The sequence below is a fragment of the Sinisalibacter lacisalsi genome (genome assembly GCF_014640115.1).
GTDB classification, from domain to species: domain Bacteria; phylum Pseudomonadota; class Alphaproteobacteria; order Rhodobacterales; family Rhodobacteraceae; genus Sinisalibacter; species Sinisalibacter lacisalsi.
The window spans coordinates 826,376-844,002 of the sequence record NZ_BMGI01000001.1 but is presented as its reverse complement, the minus strand read 5'-3'; the positions used below and the strand labels follow the sequence as shown (position 1 = coordinate 844,002).

Genomic DNA, 17,627 nt, shown 5'->3' with positions numbered 1-17,627 from the left:
GCTTCCAGCTCGTCGGCATCGGCAACGCGATGGTCGACGTGCTTTCGCATTGCGACGATGCCTTTCTCGCCGACAACGGCGTAGAGAAGGGGATCATGCAACTGATCGACCAGAACCGCGGGGTGGAGCTTTACGACCGCATCGGCCCGGCCACCGAGATGTCGGGTGGCTCGGCGGCCAACACCATCGCCGGCTTCGCCCACCTTGGCGGGGCTGCGGCCTACGTCGGCAAGGTGAAAGACGACCAGCTCGGCCGCATCTTCGCGCATGACTTGCGCGCGCAGGGCGTGACCTACGAGGTGCCTCTGGCCGACAAGGACCATGCGCACGAAACCGGCCGCTGCATCGTGCTCGTCACCCCCGATGGCGAGCGCAGCATGAACACCTATCTCGGCGTCACCGAGCACCTCTCACCCGCCGACATCGACGAGGCGATGATGGCCGATGCCGAGTGGATCTTCCTCGAAGGTTACCGTTTCGACGGACCGGGAAGCCACGAGGCCTTCGCCAAGGCGATCAAGGCAGCCAAGGGCGCGGGTGGCAAGGTTGCGCTGACGCTCTCCGACCCGTTCTGCATCGACCGTCACCACGCGGCCTTCGCCCGGATGCTGCGCGAGGATGTCGACCTTCTGTTCGCCAACCGCGCCGAGATCGAGGCGATGTATGACACCGATTTCGACAGCGCGCTGCAGAAGGCCGCCGTCGACGTGGAATGCGTGGTCTGCACCGAGAGCGCGCACGGGGCGCATATCCTCGCGGGCGGGGCGCGCATTCACTGCCCCGCCGTGCCCACGAAAGTGGTCGACGCCACCGGCGCGGGCGATCTGTTCGCCGGCGCCTTCCTCTGGGGGCTGGTCGAGGGCCATGATCTCGAAACCTGCGGCACCATGGCCAACATCGCGGGCAGCGAGGTGATCAGCCACCTCGGCGCGCGGGTGGAAGCCGACCTGAAGGCGAAATTCCGGGCTTACGGGCTCGAAGTCCGGGCCGGCTAGAGCCCGCGCCAGGCGATCACCGCCGCCACCAGCGCCGCCACGATCAGGAGGTTGAAGGCGTTGCCCGCGAGCCAGTCGAGCGCAATGCCCCGTCGCCTGTCCCACGGGTCGACACGGCGCAGGTAGCGCTCGGCGGCGGCGAAGGCGCGCTCGACCCGCGCCCAGTCGATCTGGCGGGAAAGCCTGGGACTCGCCTGCATCCGCATCGCCTCGACGATATAGCCAAGCTCGCGCCGCAGGTACTTCGGCAAGCGCCGACCGGCGTGCGCGACCTTGGCTTCCAGCCCGGTGCCACCCGCATCGAGCCGGGCCTCGATCAATCTCGCCAGCTTGTCCGCGCGCCTGTCCAGGTCCATCGTCACTCCCTTTCGCGGCGAGATTAGGCGAACGGGCCTTGCGGCTCAACGCCGGGCGGTTATCTAGGCCACATGCTCGCGATGCAATCACATGGGTCCGACGACGCCCGCCCGCCCATTCTCATCGTCCACGGCCTGTTCGGCTCGGGGCGCAACTGGGGCGTGATCGCCAAGCGGCTGGCGGAGACGCGCCGGGTGGTCACGGTCGACCTGCGCAACCACGGCGACAGTTTCCACGCCGAAAGCCAGGCCTACGACGAGATGGCCGAGGATCTCGCCGCGACGATCGACCGGATCGGCGGCACCGCCGACGTGATCGGCCATTCGATGGGGGGCAAGGCGGCGATGACGCTCGCGCTCGCCTCGCCCGACCATCTGCGGCGCCTGCTGATCGCCGATATCGCCCCGGTCGCCTACAGCCACGGCGAGGGCCACCATGCCCTTATCGCCGCGATGCAGGGGCTAGATCTGTCCGGCATCACAACCCGGGCCGAGGCCGACAGCGCGCTGGAAGCCGATATTCCAAACCCCGCCGTGCGCGCCTTCCTGCTGCAATCTCTCGACGTGAAAGAACGGCGCTGGAAGCTCAACCTGCCGGTGCTGGCGCGCGAGCTTGACCGGGTGATGGGATTTCCCGAGGTCGATGGCGCCTTCGAGGGGCCGGTGCTGTTTCTCTCCGGCGCGGACTCGGACTACGTCCTCCCCGAGCACCGCCCGACGATCAAGACGCTGTTTCCCAAGGCCCGGCAAGCGAAGATTCCCGAGGCGGGGCACTGGCTCCATGCCGAGCGGCCACGCGCGTTCGAAGCCGCCGCGCGCGCCTTCCTCGACGGCTGACCACACTGAGGGCAACGGGTCTTTGTCGCGAGGGCCGGGCCCGCGACAACGCGGGGTTTCAAACCACCCGCGCCCTTGCCGACGGAATGAAGGCCCAGCGCCACCTCCCGGCCTTGCGTGGCGTCTTCGTTCACCGCCGCAGGCGCGATTGCCCGCCATCCGCGCCCATGGCGAGCGGAGTGTTCAAAGCCACGCAATTCCAGTATAAAGTCGAAATCTCCTGCATGTCGCGGCGGGGATCTGACGAAGGGGTGAACGCTATTCGGGTCGTGTTGAGAATATGCCCGGTTATTCCGGAAGCGGCGGGATGGGCTGTTTGACGTGACCAAGGTCAACGCTCCCGACAAGACGGCTGGCAAGCCCGCGCGCTACTCGGCCCCCGCGCTCGAGAAAGGGCTCGACATCATCGAGCTGCTCGCCCACGAGGAACGCGGGCTCAACCAATCGGAAATCGCCCGGGCGATGGGGCGCACGGTGGGCGAGATCTTCCGTATGCTGGTGGTGCTCATCGAGCGCGGCTATCTGGCGCAGGACCCCGATACCGATCGTTACACCCTGACCACCAAGCTCTTCGAGGTGGCCCACCAGACCCCGCTCATCAAACGCCTGACGGCGCTCGCCGGGCCGCTCATGCGAAAGCTCACTCACGAGATCAACCAGTCCGCCCATCTCGGCATCATCAGCGACGAGGCGGTGCTGATCGTCGGGCAGGTCGACCCGCCGGGGCAGCATATCATGAGCATTCGCCTCGGCGCCCGGATCGACCCGTGGCGCGCCTCGTCGGGGCGGGTGATTCTCGCCTTCGCCGAGGACGAGCGGCTGGACGAGTTGTTTGCCCGGGTGCCGCTGCCGGCGGGCAAGAGCGAGGCGCAGTTGCGCGAGGAGCTTGCCGAGATCCGCGCCCGTGGCCACGAGATCACCGACAGCTTCACCGCCCGCGGCATCGTCAACATCGCCGCACCGATCTTCGATCACACCGGCCACAGCATCGCGGCGCTCACGGTGCCGCACCTCGAACGGTTCGACGACCCGGTGAGCTTCCAGACCTGCGCACACCACGTGATCGACACGGCGAACGCGCTCAGCCACTCGCTGGGCGGCCCGACCGTGCCGCCCTACGAGGCCGGCTCCATGGCTAGTCGATCCTGAGCGGCTCGGGCGGGCGGGTCATCGCGGCAAAACAGGCCTCCACCAGCGCCATGGTCTGGTAGGCATCCCCGACGCCGGAATGCAGAACCTCGTCCTCGCCGGCGTCGAATCGCTGGACGTTGCGCATCGGCCCCATGAAGGCGTCGATAAACCAGCTGCCTTCGAGCGGGACCTGTTCCCAGTCGCCGCCCGCACGGCAGAGCCAGAGTTCGTCGGGCTCGCCGTTGGGGTAGTCGAAGTTCACCCCGAGCTTGACCATCATCGCGCCCTCGGTGCCCTCGAAGCGGAACCAGGCCGACTGGAACTTCCGGCCGCATTGATGGTTGTGGTTGATCGACATCAGCCCGCGCAGCTTGTCGCCGTAGTCAAGGATCACCGAGGTGCGGGTCTGCTTGAAATCATCGGCCCGCGGGTCGTGCAGGCTGCGGGCAAACACGCCCTCGGGGTTGCCCGCCACCGCGCGGATCGCATCGAGGTAATGGATCGAGTGCACCGCGATCTCGACACGCTCCATCGGGATGAGGAAGGGGAACAGGGTCCAGGGCGTGAAGATGTTCACATGCACCTCGATCTCGAGCAGATCGCCCAGCAGCCCGCGGCGCACCGCGTCCTGCACCGCCATCATCATAGGCGAGAATCGCAGCTGGAAGTTCACCGCCGCCTTCAGCCCCTTGTCGCGGCAGATCGTGCGGATCGCGCGGGCCTGGTCCTGGTCGGCGCCCATCGGCTTTTGCATCAGCACCGCCGCGCCGTCGGGCAGGCGCGGCAGGATCTCGGGAAGCACGTGCGGCGGCGTCGCGATATCGTAGACCACGCCGGTGCCCTGGTCGGCGACGGCGGCGGCGAGGTCCGGGTAGAGGTTGGGCAGATCGAAATCCGCCGCCAGCGCCTTGGCGCGCGCGGCATCGACATCGGTGACACCAGTCACCGTGAGCCCGGCCTTGGCATAGGCGGGCATGTGGGCGTCGCGGATGATACCGCCCGCGCCGACGATGACGATGGGCTTCGGGTCGGCCGGTGCGGGCCAGCTTTGGGTGAGATCAGGGGTCATTGCGCGGCCTCCTTGCGTTCGGCGAGCAGGATATGCTCGCAATACATCACGGTTTTTCCGTCTTGATTCGTCGTCTCGCACACCTCGGTAACACGGCCATGGGCGGGGCGCTTGGGGTCGTCGTCGAGCGCGCCGATGGTAACGGTGGTGCGGATCGTGTCGCCGGCGTAGACGGGGTTTGGAAAGCGCAGCCGTTCATAGCCATAGGTGAAGGCGCGCGGGTTGATCTGGGTGGCGGTGAGGCCGATTCCGATCGCGAAGGTCATCGTTCCATGGGCGACGCGGGCGCCGAAGGGCTGGGTCTTGCACCATTCGGCATCCATGTGATGGGGAAAGAAATCTCCCGAATGACCGGCGTGAAAGACGATGTCGGCTTCGGTGATCGTGCGCGCGAGCGTCTGGCGCGCGGCCCCCAACTCATAATCCTCGAAGAATTGTTCGCGTTCCATGGCTCCTCCCTGGGGTTTCGTGGCCGCGTTCTCAGTGCCACATTTCACATATACAAAAAGATTTGACATATGAAAAGTAATTGGTGAGGATATCGCCAACCCGCCGAGGAGCGGGAGAAGGAACCAACCGGGAGGAGATGATGGCCGAGATCGGCGTTCACGCGCGCACGTTGCCGGGCTTGCCGGACGCCCACGCCGCGATTCCGGTGTGGAATGCCGAAAACTGGTATTTCGAGGATTTCGAGCCCGGCGACAGGATCCGGTCGATCCGCCGCACGATCTCCGAAGGCGAATCGATGCTCTTCAACTCGTTGGTGATGGACCATCACCCCTACGTCAGCGACGAACGCTTCGCCTCCGAGGAGGGCGTGTTCGGCCGTCGGCTCGTGGCAGGGGCGATGGTGTTCTCCTACGGGCTGGGACTCGCGGCCACCAACTGTCTCAACTCCTTCTCCTACGGCTACGACCGCTTGCGCTTCATCGCGCCGGTCTTCATCGGCGACACGATCTACACCATCCGAGAGAACCTCGCCAAAGAGGTGAAGGACCACCGCTTCGGCAAGGTCCGGGTGAGCTACTCGGTGTTCAAGGGAGAGGGCGAACAGGTGCTCTACTGCGAACACCTGATGACGGCGCTCTACCGTGATCCCGAGCCGTTCCGGGCCGAGGCGGATGCCGTGCTCGCGGCGAAGCGGGAGGCGAAGAAGAATGCCTGAACTTCTCGGCATGACATGGGATCATTCACGCGGGTTCGACCCGATGATCGCCACCTCCGAGGCCTGGGCCAAAGCGCATCCGGGTGTGACGATCCGCTGGGAGAAGCGCTCGTTGCAAGCCTTCGCCGACCGGCCGATCGAGGAGATGGCCGACCGCTACGATCTCATGGTGATCGACCACCCGCACGTCGGCGAGGTGGCCGGTTCCGGCCTGCTGATGGCCTTCGACGGGATCGGGCGCGACGCCGACCTTGCCACGCTCGCGGCGCAATCGGTGGGGCTTTCTCACCCGAGTTACGAATTCGGCGGCCGGCAATGGTCGCTCGCCATCGACGCGGCAACGCCGGTGGCGGCGTTCCGGCCCGACATCATCGCCGAGGCCCCGCGTGACTGGTCCGGCGTGATGGAGTTGGCCCGTTCCGGCAAGGTCGCCTTCGCGCTGATCCCGATCAACGCGCTGATGACCTTCATGGGGCTTGCGCGCAATATCGGCGCCGCCGTTGCCGAGGGGCCGGATTTCATCGACCCCGCGGCGGGCGCCGAGGTGCTGGGGCTGATGGGCGATGTCGTGGCGCTGATGGACCCGCGCTGCCTCACGCTCGATCCGATCGGGATCTACGAGTGGATGGGCCGCACCGCCGAGGCCCCGGCCTATTCGCCCTTCGGCTACGGCTACACGAACTACAGCCGCACCGGCTATTGCCGCTTTCCGCTGAACTTCACCGATGCGCCCGGCGTGCACGGGGATGACCCCTCGGGCACCGTGCTGGGCGGCACCGGCATCGCCGTGAGCGCCGCCTCCGAGCATCGCGAGATCGCCGCCGACTACGCCTTGTGGATTGCCGGGGCCGACTGCCAGAAAGGGCTCTTCTTCGAGGCGGGCGGCCAGCCCGGCAACGCCGTAGCCTGGGAAGACGAGGGCTGCAACGCCGCCACCCGCGATTTCTTCCGCGCCACGCGCCGCACGCTCGACACCGCCTGGCTGCGCCCGCGCTACGATGGCTACATGGGGTTTCAGGACCGCGGCGGCGACATCGTGCACGCCTTCCTGCGCGGCGATGCCGACGCCCCGGCCACGCTCGCCGCGCTGCAGGCCGCCTACGAGGAGAGCCGGGCATGAAGGTGATGCCGAGCCAGGACCGGCCGCTTGACGGGCTCGTGGTGCTGGATTTCAGCCAGTTCCTGTCGGGCCCCTATGCCTCGCTCCGGCTCGCCGATCTCGGCGCGAGGGTGATCAAGGTGGAGCGGCCCGGCGTTGGCGACCTGAGCCGCTACCTCTACCTTTCCGATACCGATATCGACGGCGACAATTCGCTGTTTCACGCGATCAACCGCAACAAGGAAAGCCTCACAGCCGATCTGCGCAACGAAGACGACCGCGCCCTCCTGCGCCGGCTCATCGCCCGCGCCGACGTCATGATCCAGAACTTCCGCCCCGGCGTGATCGAGCGGCAGGGGTTTGGCTACGACGCGGTGCGCGAGATCAATCCGCGCATCGTCTATGGCTCGATCTCGGGGTTCGGCGAAGATGGCCCCTGGCGCGATCTGCCGGGGCAGGATCTGCTCGCCCAGGCCCGCTCGGGGCTGTTGTGGCTCACCGGCTCGCGCGACGATCCGCCGATGCCGATGGGGCTGGCGGTGGCCGACATGTTCGCCGGGGCGGCGCTGGCGCAGGGCATTCTCGCCGCCCTCGTCGGGCGCGGCATCCACGGCCGCGGCGCGCATGTGCAGACCAGCCTGTTCGAGGCTATGATCGACTTCCAGTTCGAGGTGCTCACGACCCATCTCAACGATGGCCGCCGCCCACCCGAGCGCGGCGCGGTGAACGGGGCGCATGCCTATCTCGGCGCGCCTTACGGGATCTACCGCACCGCCGATGGCTATCTCGCGCTGGCGATGACGCCCTCGCTCGAGCGGCTCGCCGAACTGATGGAAATCGAGGGGCTTGAGCGGTTCTACGGCGACGACGCGGCAATGATGCGCGACCGCGACACGATCAAGGCGGTGATCGCCGAGGCGGCGGCGCAGCGCAGCACGGCCGAGTGGCTGGCGCGGCTGCAGCCGGCCGATATCTGGTGCTCGGAGGTGCTCGACTGGCCGGCGGTGCTGGCCTCGGATGCCTGGCGCAACCTCGATCTCGAACAGGTGATCCGGCGCAACGGCACCACCGAGCTTCATGCGCTGCGCGGTCCGATCCGGCTCGACGGCCAGGTGCTGAAAAGCCCCCGGGCCGCCCCGGTGCTGGGCGCCGATCGCGCGGCCATCATCAACGATCTGCTTTCCGATCTCGTGCCGGCGGAAAGCGGAACTGACAAGAAGCCCCGCCAAGGGGCGTGAACCGGCATGTTCAAAGGGAGGACCAAATGTCCAGACTGACAGCGAAAGCACTTATCGCCACCGCGCTTGTGCCGCTCATCGCGGCCCCGGCCGCGGCCCAGGACTACGGCAACTTCGAGGGCGAAACCCTGCGGGTGAAGCTCATCGGCGGCGCACAATACGAGCCGCTCTATGCCGAGATCTCGAAATGGGAGGAAATGACCGGCGCGACCGTCGAGATCCTGAGCCGCAAGAACCACTTCGAGCTCGATCGCGAGATCAAGCAGGATATCGCCGCGCGCACGCTCGACTGGTGCGTGGGCTCGAACCACACCAGCTTCGCGCCGCAATACGGCAACATCTACGCCGATCTCAACGACCTGATCGACGCCGAGACCCTCGCCGCCTTCGTGCCGCTGGTGCTCGAACACTCGACCGTCGATGGCCGCCTCGTGCAACTGCCGCGCCATTCCGACGTGTCGAACATGTTCTACATCAAGTCGCTCTTCGAGGACGAGGAGAACAAGGCCGCGTTCAAGGCCGAGTATGGCTATGATCTCGCGCCGCCGGAAACCTGGTCGCAGGTGTCGGACCAGGCCAAGTTCTTCGCCAATCCGCCGGATTTCTATGGCACGCAGTATGTCGGCAAGGACGAGGCGATCACCGGCCGGTTCTACGAGATGCTGGTGGCCGAGGGTGGCCAGCTCTTCACCGACGACTGGGAACCGGCGTTCAACTCCGAGGCCGGGGTGCGCGCGATCGACTGGTTCGTGGATCTCTACAACGCCAATGCCGTGCCGCGCGGAGTGCCCAACTACCTGTGGGACGACACCGGCCTGGGCTTTGCCAGCGGCACCGTGGCGTTGAACCTCGACTGGGCCGGCTGGTCGGCCTTCTTCAACGATCCCGAGAACTCGAAGGTGGCGGGCGATGTCGGCCTCGTGCGGGCACCGAAAGGCTCTTCGGGCAAGCGCACCGGCTGGTCGGGCACGCACAGCTTCTCGATCACCGAGGCATGTGAAAACAAGGAAGCGGCCGCCTCCTTCGTGACCTTCCTCACCGATCATGATCGCCAGATGATCGAGGCACGCGCCGGGCTTCTGCCCACCCGCACCGCCGTGTGGGACGATGCCAAGGGCGAATTCGCCGCCGATGGGCGCGACTTCATGGTCGAGGTGTTCGACACCTTCTCGGCCTCGATGTCGGAAGACGCGTTCACGCCGCCGCTGATCCCCGAGTGGATCGAGGTGTCGAACGAGCTCTGGCCGCGCCTCCAGGCGGCGATGCTCGGCGACATGACCTCGCAGGAGGCCCTCGACGAAGCGGCGCGCGACGCGCTCGTCATCATGGAAGACGCCGGTTACCGTTGATCGTGACCGAGGCGCGGCGGCTCACCCGGGCCGCCGCGCCTCACCCCCCGGAATAAGGACAGGGCCCTTGCTTCGATACCTCCGCACCCGGCAGGCGAAACTCACACCGATCCTGCTGCTTTCTCCGGCGCTGCTCACCATGCTCTTCGTGGTGGCGCTTCCGCTCCTGTTCTCGCTCTACACCTCGCTCACGCCCTACCGGCTCACCCGCCCGGAAACGATTGAAACCTTCATCGGCCTGCGCAACTACATGCGCCTGTTTTCCGATCCGGATTTCTGGAGCGCTTTCGGCCGGACCATCCTGTTTCTCGCGATCGCGCTGAACGTCGAGTTCCTGCTCGGCCTCGGGATCGCCCTCTTGATCAACCGCATCACCTGGGGCCAGCGCACGCTGCGCACCATCATGATGTTCCCGATGATGTTTTCGCCCATCCTCGTGGGCTTCCAGTTCAAGTTCATCTTCAACGACAACATCGGCATTCTCAACAACGCGCTGCAAAGCCTCGGCATCACCGACCAGGCGATTCCGTGGCTGGTGGATGCCAAGCTCGCGATGTTCTCGATCCTCTTTGCCGAGATCTGGATGAGCACCTCCGTCTTCGCGATCCTGCTGCTCGCCGGGCTTTTCGCCATGCCGCGCGATCCGCTGGAGGCCGCGAAGGTGGATGGCTGCAACTCGTGGCAGGTGTTTCGTCACATCACGCTGCCCTTCATCATGCCCTTCGCCTTCATCGCGATGACGATCCGCTCGCTCGACGTGGCGCGCGCCTACGATATCGTCTCGGTCATGACCGGCGGCGGCCCTGCGGGGCGGACCGAGCTCTTGTGGACCCTGATCGCGCGGACCGGGTACGAGAACACCCGCATGGGACAGGCGAACGCCATGGCCTACGTCTCGACGATCCTGTCGATCGCCTTCACCTATTTCTTCTTCACCAAGCTCGTGGCCGCGCGCCGCTACATGGGAGGCGCGGAATGAGCCGTGCGTTGAAAAACAGGCTGCGCGCAACGGCGCTTTGGTTTGCCACTTTCCTGCTCATGATCGTGATCTCGGTGCCGGGGCTCTGGGTCGTGCTGTCGGGCTTCCGGCCGAACCGCGAGATCCTCGCCAAGCCGCCGGTCTGGATCCCCGAAAAGCTCACGCTCAACAATTTCGCCAAGATCTTCGGCTTCGGCCAGGATCAGGTGGCGATCCCGGTGCTGGAGTATTTCCGCAATTCGCTGGTGATCGCCACCACCTCGACGCTGATCGCGCTGATCATCGGCATGGCCGGCGGCTATGCCTTCGCGCGCTTCCGCTTCCGCTTCAAGAACACCTGGTTCCTCGGGCTGATGCTGTTTCGCACCGTGCCGGGTATCGCGCTGTCGCTGCCGGTGTTCATGCTCTGGTCGCGGCTCGGGATCATCGACACCAAGCTGGGCCTGATCATCGTCTACGTCTCGCTCAACGTGCCGTTCACGATCTGGCTGATCGACGGGTTCTTCCGCCAGATCCCCGGCTCGCTCTCGGAGGCCGCGCAGGTCGATGGGTGCACCCGCTGGCAGGCGTTCTGGCGGATCGAGTTTCCGCTGGCGCGCTCCGGCATCGCCGCGGCGGGGGTGTTCGCCTTCCTGACCAGCTGGAACGAGTTCGCGCTCGCCAGCCAGCTGACCCGCTCGACCGATTCCAAGACGCTTCCGGTGGGGCTCATGGATTTCACCGCGCAGTTCACCATCGACTGGGCCGGAATGAGCGCGATGGCATTCATCATCATCGTGCCGGCGCTCATCCTCACCTTCATCGTGCAGAAACATCTGATCGCCGGGCTCACCTTCGGCGGAGTTAAGGGCTGACCATGGCAGGTATCAAACTCGAAAACGTCACCAAGGCCTATGGCAAGCTCGAGGTCGTTCATGGCATCGACCTCGAGATCGCGCATAACGAATTCGTGGTGCTGGTGGGGCCTTCGGGCTGCGGCAAGTCGACCACGTTGCGCATGATCGCCGGGCTCGAGGAAATCACCGGCGGCGTAGTGCGGATCGGGGATCGCGTGGTCAACGAGTTGCCGCCGCGCAAGCGCAACATCTCGATGGTGTTCCAGAACTACGCGCTCTACCCGCACATGAACGTGCGCGACAATCTCGGCTTCGGCCTCAAGATCGCGGGCCATACGGCGGCGGTGATTGAGGAACGGGTGGCGGAGGCTGCCGACATCCTCGGGCTTTCGGAACTGCTCGACCGGATCCCGGCTGAACTGTCGGGCGGCCAGCGCCAGCGCGTCGCCATGGGCCGCGCCATCGTGCGCCATCCCGATGCCTTCCTGTTCGACGAGCCGCTCTCGAACCTCGACGCCAAGCTGCGGGTGCAGATGCGCGCCGAGATCAAGAAGCTGCACGCGAAGGTTGCCACCACGGTGGTCTACGTCACCCACGACCAGGTCGAGGCGATGACGCTGGCCGACCGGATCGTGGTGATGAAGGACGGCTACATCGAGCAGATCGGCACCCCGATGGACGTGTTCAACCACCCGGTCAGCACCTTCGTGGCGAGCTTCATCGGCTCGCCGCCGATGAACCTGATCCCGGCCACGATATCCGACGGCACGGTGCGGTTCACCGATGGCACCGCCCTGCCCGTGCCCAACCGGCTCAAGGATCTGGTGCGCGAGGGCCAGGAGGTGGTGTTCGGCATCCGCGCCGATGACATCACCCCGATCGGCCACGGCATTCACGAGGCGCGCGAAACCACCGAGATCGAGCTCGAGGTCGATCTCGCCGAGCTTCTCGGCAGCGAAACGCTGATCTACTCCCGGCTCGCGGGCCAGGAGGTGCAGTGCAAGATGTTCGACCCGCGCGACCTGACCCCGGGCGAGCGGCTGACCTTCCGGCTCTCGCTCGACAAGGCGCATATCTTCGACGCGGCAAGCCTGCAGTCGGTGAGGGCGCACTGATGGCGCGGATCGAGCATGTCGAGATCCTGATGGTCGACCTGCCGCCCGCGGTGGAACGGGTCGACGCGATCCAGGCCTTCGTGAGCCAGGAAACGCCGCTGGTGCGGATCACCGACAGCGAGGGGGCCGAGGGGGTGGGCTATGCCTATACCATCGGCACCGGCGGCCCGGCGATCATGAGCCTGCTCGAACGCACACTGGCACCACGGCTGATCGGCCGCGAAGCCGAAGAGATCGAGGCGATCTGGCGCGATCTTTTGTTCGCCACCCATGCCACCGCCGTGGGCGCGATCACCTCGCTTGCACTCGCCGCGATCGACACGGCGCTGTGGGATCTGCGCTGCCGCCGCGCCGGGCTGCCGCTTTGGCGCATGGCCGGCGGCGCGCAGCCCTCGGTGCCGCTCTACACAACCGAGGGCGGCTGGCTGCACCTGCCCGCCGAGGCGCTGGCCGAGGATGCCGCCGAGATGAAGGCGCGCGGCTTTTCCGGGGCGAAGCTCAAGATCGGCAAACCCTCGATCGCCGAAGACCGCGCTCGGCTGGCAGGGGTGCGCGCGGCGGTGGGCGAGGATTTCCGGCTCATGGTCGATGCCAACCAAGCCTTCGATCTCGCCGAGGCGATGCGCCGTGCCGATATGCTGGCCGAGGCGCGGGTGGACTGGTTCGAGGAACCGATGCCCGCCGACAACGTCGGTGCCCATGCCCGGCTCGCCCGGCATTCGCGCGTGCCCATCGCGGTGGGCGAGAGCATGTATTCGCAGGCGCAGTTCAAGGATTATCTCGAACAGGGCGCGGCCAGCATCGTGCAGGCCGATGTCGCCCGGATCGGCGGCATCACTCCCTGGCTCAAGGTCGCGCACATGGCCGAGGGGTTCAACGTGTCGATCTGTCCGCACTTCCTGATGGAACTGCACGTCAGCCTCGTCTGCGCGGTGCCGAACGCGCCGCTCCTCGAATACATCCCCCAGCTCGACGCGATCACCACCTCGCGCCTCGATATTCGCGATGGCCGCGCGCATCCGCCGGAGGCACCCGGGCTCGGCATCGCATGGGACTGGAGCGAGATCCGCGCCCGGATCGTGCCCGGCACGCACCACAACTTTGGCGAAGGAGGAACACATGCAACGCATGGCCATGGTCATCGGGCTGAAGCCTGAGAAGGTCGAGGAATACAAGCGTCTGCACGCGAACGCCTGGCCCGAGATCCTCGACATGATCTCGAAGTGCAACATCACCAATTACTCGATCTTTCTCAAGGAGCCGGAAAACCTGCTGTTCGGCTACTGGGAATACACCGGCGAGGATTTCGAGGCCGATGCCGCGAAGATGGCCGCCGACCCGAAAACACAGGAATGGTGGGATGTCTGCATGCCCTGCCAGGTGCCGCTCGACACCCGCAAGGAGGGTGAATGGTGGTCGATGATGGAGGAGGTGTTTCACCATGACTGATGCAGACCGGATCACCCAGTTGAAAGAGTGCTACACCTCGGTCGTGCATGACGTGCTGCGCGCGATGGGCCTGCGCAACTTCACCCTGCCCCCTGCCATACGCCCGCTGCAACCGGAGATGACGCTCACCGGACCGGCCTGGACGGTGGAGGGGCGGATCGACGAAACCGCCGACCCGCACGAGACCCTGCTGGCCTGGACGGGGCTTTTGTCGAAGGCACCCGCCGGGCATATCTGGACGGCCCAGCCGCATAACTCCGTGGTCGCCCAGATGGGCGAGTTGTCGGCCGAAACGCTGCACCGCAAGGGCGTGCTGGGGTGCGTTCTCGACGGCGGCCTGCGCGACACCAACTTCCTTCTCCGGCTCGGCTTTCCCTGCTGGGGCAGCTTTCACACCCCGCGCGACGTGGTGGGGCTGTGGCTGCCCACCGCGACGGATGTGGAGATCATGATCGGCGAGGTCGCCATCGCCCCCGGCGACTGGCTGCACGGTGACCGCGACGGCATGGTGCGCATTCCCGCCGCCGTGCTAGACGAGGTGATCCCCGCCGCCGTCACCGCGATGAACACCGAGAGCAAGGTGCGCAAGGCGATCCTCGAAGGGATGGACCCGCAAGAGGCCTATCTCCAGTGGGGCAAGTTCTGAGCCATGAAGATCGCCGCCCTCGACATCCGCGCCTGCCGCCATGACGCCGCCACGATCCCCGGCGCGGCCATGCGCGATGGCCAGGCACGCGAGGGGCTGGAATTTCTCGTCTACACCCTGCGCACCGAAGACGGCCGCAGCGCCTCGATGTTCGGCTTCGCCGGGCGCTCGGCGCTCGGCGCGGCGCATCAGGCGGCGGCCTCGCTGCGGCCGTTCCTCCTCGGCCGCGACGCGCGCGACCGCGAGGCGATCTGGCACGATTGGCGCACCGCCGACCGCTGGTGGCATCATCTGCCGATCTATACCTTCGGCCCGGTCGATTGCTGCCTGTGGCTGCTGGCGGCCGAGGCGGCGGGCGAACCGCTGTGGCGTTTCATCGGCGGCGCGCGCGCCGAGGTGCCGGCCTATGCCTCCTCGCTGGTGCTGGCCGACGCCGAAGCCTACGCGGCCGAGGCCATCGCGGTGCGCGATGCCGGAATGAAAGCCTACAAGATCCACCCGCCGGGCCAATCGCTGGCGGAGGATATCGAGATCCACCGTGCCGTGCGCGCGGCGGTGGGCGACGACTTCGCCCTCATGTCGGACCCGGTCCAGCCCTACACTTACGACGAGGCGCTGCGCCTCGGCCGCGAGCTGGAGCGCCTCGGCTTCCTCTGGCTCGAGGAACCGCTGCCCGACGAAGCCTTCGGGGCGCTGCGCGAACTGACCCGCGCGCTCGACATTCCGGTGGTTGGCACCGAGGTGCTCGCCAAGCATCCCTACTCGGTGGCCGAATGCATCGCGACCCGCGTGGTCGATGCCGTCCGCGCCGACCCGAGCTGGACCGGCGGTGTCACCGGCACGCTCAAGACGGCGCGGCTGGCCGAGGCCTTCCACGTGAACTGCGAGTTGCACACCACGATCTTTCACCCGCTCGAAATGGTGAACCTCCATCTCGCCGGCGCGATCCGCAATTGCAGCTATTTCGAGGTGCTCTGGCCGATCGACACCTTCGCCTTCGGGCTCGACCGCCCCTTGCCGATCCGCGACGGCACCGCCCACCTGCCCCACACCCCCGGCCTCGGTGCCGCGCTTGACTGGGACATGATCGACAACGCAACGATTGAGAGGGTCTGAGCCATGACCGACCCGCGCCTGCTTCTGCTTTCTCCCGACGACAACGTCTTCGTTCTTCGCGCTGCCATCGAGGCGGGCGAGACGGTGACGCTCGAAACCGGCACGGCCACGCTGCCCGCGCGGCTCGGCATGGGCCACAAGATCGCCCGCCGCGCGATTGCGCCGGGCGAGAAGATCGTCAAATACGGCGCACCCATCGGCACCGCCACCGCCAAGATCGCGCCGGGTGCGCATGTGCACGTGCACAACGTCAAGAGCGACCACACGCCAACCTATGCGCTGGCCGCAACATCCGAGGAGGTGCCACGGTGAAGGGATATCTCAGGTCCGACGGCCGCAAGGGCATCCGCAACGTCGTGGCGGTGGCCTATCTCGTCGAATGCGCCCATCACGTCGCCCGCGAGATCGTCGCCCCGCACCGCGACACGGCGCACCTCATCGGCTTTCCGGGCTGTTTTCCCAACGACTACGCCCAGCACATGATGGAACGGCTCTGCACCCATCCCAACGTCGGCGGCGTGGTGCTGGTTTCGCTCGGCTGCGAAAGTTTCGACCGGAACGCGCTGGCCGAGACGATCCGCGCCACGGGCCGGCCGGTGGAGGTGCTGGTGATCCAGCGCGAGGGCGGAACGCGGGCGACGATCGAGGCGGGCCGCGCTGCGGTGACGCGGATCGCGGGAGAGATCGCCGACGCGCCGATGGTGCCGATGGATCTTTCCGAACTCGTGGTGGGCACGGTCTGCGGCGGCTCCGACGGCACCAGCGGCATCTCGGGCAACCCGGCGGTGGGGCGCTGCTTCGACCGGCTGGTGGAGGCCGGGGCGACCTGCATCTTCGAGGAAACCGGCGAGTTGATCGGCTGCGAGGGGATCATGGCCGCGCGCGCCGCCACGCCGGAACTGGCCGAGGAAATCCGCGCCTCCGTCGACAAGGCGGCGGCCTATTACGCCACGCTCGGCTTCGGCAGTTTCGCCGCCGGCAATGCCGAGGGCGGGCTGACCACGATCGAGGAAAAATCTCTGGGGGCCTATGCAAAGTCCGGCCAGTCGGAAATCTCGGGCCTGATCAAGCCGGGCGACATCCCTCCGAGGGGCGGGCTTTACCTGATGGATGTGGTGCCGGACGGCGAGGTGCGCTACGGGTTTCCGAACATCTCCGACAATGCCGAGATCGTCGAGATGATGGCCTCGGGCGCGCATATGACGCTGTTCGTCACCGGGCGCGGCTCGGTGGTCGGCTCGGCGCTTGCGCCGGTAATCAAGATCGCCGCCAACCCGCACATGTACGAACGCCTGCGCGATGATATGGACATCAACGCCGGGCGCATCCTCAGCGAGGGGGCAAGCGTCGAAGAGGTCGGCAGCGAGATCCTCGATATTGTCGCCCGCGTGGCGGCGGGCGAACGGACGAAATCGGAGGAGCTTGGCCACACCGAGTTCATCCTCACCTACAAGAGCTTCGAGCCAATCGGGCCGGCCTGCCTGCCGGTGTGAACGAGAAAGGACATGACATGGAACGACTGAAGGGGAAAACCTGCCTCGTCACCGCGGCGGGACAGGGGATCGGCCGGGCCTCGGCGCTGGCGATGGCCGCCGAGGGCGCACGGGTGATCGCGACCGATATCAACGAGGCGGCGCTGGGCGAATTGTCGGGGGTGGAAACCCGCCGCCTCGACGTGCTCGACGGCGACGCGATCGCCACGCTGGCCGCCGAGATCGGCACGCCCGACGTGCTGTTCAACTGCGCCGGCTTCGTCGCCAACGGCACGATCCTCGATTGTGACGAGAAGGAATGGGATTTTTCCTTCGATCTCAACGTGAAGGCGATGTATCGCATGATCCGCGCCTTCCTGCCCGGCATGGTCGCGCAGGGTGGCGGGTCGATCATCAACATGTCGTCGGTCGCCTCCTCGGTGATCGCGGCGCCAAACCGCTTCGTTTACGGGGCCACCAAGGCGGCGGTGATCGGGTTGACCAAAGCGGTGGCGGCCGATTTCATCTCGCAGGGCATCCGCTGCAACGCGGTCTGCCCCGGCACGGTGGAATCGCCCTCGCTCGAGGAGCGGCTCAGGGCCACCGGCGACTACGAGGCCGCCCGCGCCGCCTTCACGTCGCGCCAACCGATGGGGCGGATCGCCACCGCCGAGGAAATCGCTTCGCTGGTGGTCTATCTTGCGAGCGACGACTCCTCCTATACAACCGGGGTCGCGCACGTCATCGACGGCGGCTGGTCGAACATCTGAACGAG

Annotated in this window: 20 protein-coding genes; 17 read left to right on the top strand and 3 right to left on the bottom strand. The window is 66.4% G+C overall.

The window, feature by feature from the left end:
• Nucleotides 1-29: 29 nt before the first annotated feature.
• Nucleotides 30-995 carry an adenosine kinase gene (locus IEW01_RS04240; protein ID WP_188526676.1) on the top strand — a complete coding sequence of 322 codons (966 nt, stop codon included), beginning with the start codon at nucleotides 30-32 and terminating at the stop codon, nucleotides 993-995.
• On the opposite strand, the gene IEW01_RS04235 is transcribed toward IEW01_RS04240, so the two are convergent.
• A complete protein-coding gene (locus IEW01_RS04235) occupies nucleotides 992-1,351 on the bottom strand; it encodes a hypothetical protein (RefSeq protein ID WP_188526332.1) in 360 nt (119 codons plus the stop codon). The two genes, IEW01_RS04240 and IEW01_RS04235, sit on opposite strands and share 4 nt — an antisense overlap.
• Nucleotides 1,352-1,423: 72 nt before the next feature.
• On the opposite strand from IEW01_RS04235, the gene IEW01_RS04230 reads away from it, so the two are divergent.
• Together IEW01_RS04230 and IEW01_RS04225 are read left to right on the top strand one after the other, a co-directional pair.
• Entirely contained in the window at nucleotides 1,424-2,188 is a 765-nt protein-coding gene (locus IEW01_RS04230) for an alpha/beta fold hydrolase (protein ID WP_188526331.1), read from the top strand.
• Between the two features lie 321 nt (nucleotides 2,189-2,509).
• A complete protein-coding gene (locus IEW01_RS04225; protein ID WP_188526330.1) occupies nucleotides 2,510-3,337 on the top strand; it encodes an IclR family transcriptional regulator in 828 nt (275 codons plus the stop codon).
• On the opposite strand, the gene IEW01_RS04220 is transcribed toward IEW01_RS04225, so the two are convergent.
• Nucleotides 3,324-4,388, bottom strand: coding sequence for a Gfo/Idh/MocA family protein (locus IEW01_RS04220; RefSeq protein ID WP_188526329.1), 1,065 nt, complete (start codon nucleotides 4,386-4,388; stop codon nucleotides 3,324-3,326). The two genes, IEW01_RS04225 and IEW01_RS04220, sit on opposite strands and share 14 nt — an antisense overlap.
• Nucleotides 4,385-4,837 (bottom strand): MaoC family dehydratase, encoded by a 453-nt coding sequence (locus tag IEW01_RS04215; protein ID WP_188526328.1) that lies wholly within the window; start codon nucleotides 4,835-4,837, stop codon nucleotides 4,385-4,387. The genes IEW01_RS04220 and IEW01_RS04215 overlap by 4 nt, the downstream gene beginning before the upstream one ends.
• 140 nt (nucleotides 4,838-4,977) lie before the next feature.
• Here IEW01_RS04215 and IEW01_RS04210 point away from each other — a divergent pair, with 140 nt between their 5' ends.
• From IEW01_RS04210 to IEW01_RS04145, 14 genes are all read left to right on the top strand, one after another.
• The gene (locus IEW01_RS04210) at nucleotides 4,978-5,553 is read left to right on the top strand and encodes a MaoC family dehydratase (protein WP_229738053.1); all 576 of its coding nucleotides are present in this window, start codon (nucleotides 4,978-4,980) and stop codon (nucleotides 5,551-5,553) included.
• A complete protein-coding gene (locus IEW01_RS04205) occupies nucleotides 5,546-6,673 on the top strand; it encodes a type 2 periplasmic-binding domain-containing protein (protein WP_188526326.1) in 1,128 nt (375 codons plus the stop codon). The genes IEW01_RS04210 and IEW01_RS04205 overlap by 8 nt, the downstream gene beginning before the upstream one ends.
• Nucleotides 6,670-7,890, top strand: a complete 1,221-nt coding sequence (locus IEW01_RS04200; protein WP_229738052.1) for a CaiB/BaiF CoA transferase family protein — start codon at nucleotides 6,670-6,672, stop codon at nucleotides 7,888-7,890. Before IEW01_RS04205 ends, IEW01_RS04200 begins: the two co-directional genes overlap by 4 nt.
• 26 nt (nucleotides 7,891-7,916) lie before the next feature.
• Nucleotides 7,917-9,239: an ABC transporter substrate-binding protein gene (locus IEW01_RS04195; protein WP_188526325.1), complete on the top strand. Its 1,323-nt coding sequence runs from the start codon at nucleotides 7,917-7,919 to the stop codon at nucleotides 9,237-9,239.
• A 67-nt stretch (nucleotides 9,240-9,306) separates the two neighbouring features.
• Nucleotides 9,307-10,218 carry a carbohydrate ABC transporter permease gene (locus tag IEW01_RS04190; protein WP_229738051.1) on the top strand — a complete coding sequence of 304 codons (912 nt, stop codon included), beginning with the start codon at nucleotides 9,307-9,309 and terminating at the stop codon, nucleotides 10,216-10,218.
• Nucleotides 10,215-11,072: a carbohydrate ABC transporter permease gene (locus IEW01_RS04185; RefSeq protein ID WP_188526324.1), complete on the top strand. Its 858-nt coding sequence runs from the start codon at nucleotides 10,215-10,217 to the stop codon at nucleotides 11,070-11,072. The genes IEW01_RS04190 and IEW01_RS04185 overlap by 4 nt, the downstream gene beginning before the upstream one ends.
• 2 nt (nucleotides 11,073-11,074) lie before the next feature.
• Complete coding sequence (locus IEW01_RS04180; RefSeq protein ID WP_188526323.1) at nucleotides 11,075-12,169, top strand: ABC transporter ATP-binding protein; 1,095 nt, start codon at nucleotides 11,075-11,077, stop codon at nucleotides 12,167-12,169.
• Nucleotides 12,169-13,326 (top strand): mandelate racemase/muconate lactonizing enzyme family protein, encoded by a 1,158-nt coding sequence (locus IEW01_RS04175; protein WP_188526322.1) that lies wholly within the window; start codon nucleotides 12,169-12,171, stop codon nucleotides 13,324-13,326. Before IEW01_RS04180 ends, IEW01_RS04175 begins: the two co-directional genes overlap by 1 nt.
• Nucleotides 13,289-13,618: an L-rhamnose mutarotase gene (locus tag IEW01_RS04170; protein WP_188526321.1), complete on the top strand. Its 330-nt coding sequence runs from the start codon at nucleotides 13,289-13,291 to the stop codon at nucleotides 13,616-13,618. Before IEW01_RS04175 ends, IEW01_RS04170 begins: the two co-directional genes overlap by 38 nt.
• Entirely contained in the window at nucleotides 13,611-14,264 is a 654-nt protein-coding gene (locus IEW01_RS04165; RefSeq protein ID WP_188526320.1) for an RraA family protein, read from the top strand. The genes IEW01_RS04170 and IEW01_RS04165 overlap by 8 nt, the downstream gene beginning before the upstream one ends.
• 3 nt (nucleotides 14,265-14,267) lie before the next feature.
• Nucleotides 14,268-15,380 (top strand): enolase C-terminal domain-like protein, encoded by a 1,113-nt coding sequence (locus IEW01_RS04160; RefSeq protein WP_188526319.1) that lies wholly within the window; start codon nucleotides 14,268-14,270, stop codon nucleotides 15,378-15,380.
• 3 nt (nucleotides 15,381-15,383) lie between these two features.
• The gene (locus IEW01_RS04155) at nucleotides 15,384-15,692 is read left to right on the top strand and encodes a UxaA family hydrolase (protein WP_188526318.1); all 309 of its coding nucleotides are present in this window, start codon (nucleotides 15,384-15,386) and stop codon (nucleotides 15,690-15,692) included.
• The gene (locus IEW01_RS04150; protein ID WP_188526317.1) at nucleotides 15,689-16,873 is read left to right on the top strand and encodes a UxaA family hydrolase; all 1,185 of its coding nucleotides are present in this window, start codon (nucleotides 15,689-15,691) and stop codon (nucleotides 16,871-16,873) included. Before IEW01_RS04155 ends, IEW01_RS04150 begins: the two co-directional genes overlap by 4 nt.
• A gap of 17 nt (nucleotides 16,874-16,890) precedes the next feature.
• Nucleotides 16,891-17,622, top strand: a complete 732-nt coding sequence (locus IEW01_RS04145) for an SDR family oxidoreductase (protein ID WP_188526316.1) — start codon at nucleotides 16,891-16,893, stop codon at nucleotides 17,620-17,622.
• Nucleotides 17,623-17,627 lie beyond the last annotated feature (5 nt).

Excerpts from the sequence above, each read along its gene's own strand:
- IEW01_RS04240 (WP_188526676.1), top strand. The coding sequence starts at position 30 with ATGGTCGACGTGCTTTCGCATTGCGACGATGCCTTTCTCGCCGACAAC.
- IEW01_RS04235 (WP_188526332.1), bottom strand. The coding sequence starts at position 1,351 with ATGGACCTGGACAGGCGCGCGGACAAGCTGGCGAGATTGATCGAGGCC.
- IEW01_RS04230 (WP_188526331.1), top strand. The coding sequence starts at position 1,424 with ATGCTCGCGATGCAATCACATGGGTCCGACGACGCCCGCCCGCCCATT.
- IEW01_RS04220 (WP_188526329.1), bottom strand. The coding sequence starts at position 4,388 with ATGACCCCTGATCTCACCCAAAGCTGGCCCGCACCGGCCGACCCGAAG.
- IEW01_RS04215 (WP_188526328.1), bottom strand. The coding sequence starts at position 4,837 with ATGGAACGCGAACAATTCTTCGAGGATTATGAGTTGGGGGCCGCGCGC.
- IEW01_RS04210 (WP_229738053.1), top strand. The coding sequence starts at position 4,978 with ATGGCCGAGATCGGCGTTCACGCGCGCACGTTGCCGGGCTTGCCGGAC.
- IEW01_RS04205 (WP_188526326.1), top strand. The coding sequence starts at position 5,546 with ATGCCTGAACTTCTCGGCATGACATGGGATCATTCACGCGGGTTCGAC.
- IEW01_RS04200 (WP_229738052.1), top strand. The coding sequence starts at position 6,670 with ATGAAGGTGATGCCGAGCCAGGACCGGCCGCTTGACGGGCTCGTGGTG.
- IEW01_RS04195 (WP_188526325.1), top strand. The coding sequence starts at position 7,917 with ATGTCCAGACTGACAGCGAAAGCACTTATCGCCACCGCGCTTGTGCCG.
- IEW01_RS04185 (WP_188526324.1), top strand. The coding sequence starts at position 10,215 with ATGAGCCGTGCGTTGAAAAACAGGCTGCGCGCAACGGCGCTTTGGTTT.
- IEW01_RS04180 (WP_188526323.1), top strand. The coding sequence starts at position 11,075 with ATGGCAGGTATCAAACTCGAAAACGTCACCAAGGCCTATGGCAAGCTC.
- IEW01_RS04175 (WP_188526322.1), top strand. The coding sequence starts at position 12,169 with ATGGCGCGGATCGAGCATGTCGAGATCCTGATGGTCGACCTGCCGCCC.
- IEW01_RS04170 (WP_188526321.1), top strand. The coding sequence starts at position 13,289 with ATGCAACGCATGGCCATGGTCATCGGGCTGAAGCCTGAGAAGGTCGAG.
- IEW01_RS04165 (WP_188526320.1), top strand. The coding sequence starts at position 13,611 with ATGACTGATGCAGACCGGATCACCCAGTTGAAAGAGTGCTACACCTCG.
- IEW01_RS04160 (WP_188526319.1), top strand. The coding sequence starts at position 14,268 with ATGAAGATCGCCGCCCTCGACATCCGCGCCTGCCGCCATGACGCCGCC.
- IEW01_RS04155 (WP_188526318.1), top strand. The coding sequence starts at position 15,384 with ATGACCGACCCGCGCCTGCTTCTGCTTTCTCCCGACGACAACGTCTTC.
- IEW01_RS04145 (WP_188526316.1), top strand. The coding sequence starts at position 16,891 with ATGGAACGACTGAAGGGGAAAACCTGCCTCGTCACCGCGGCGGGACAG.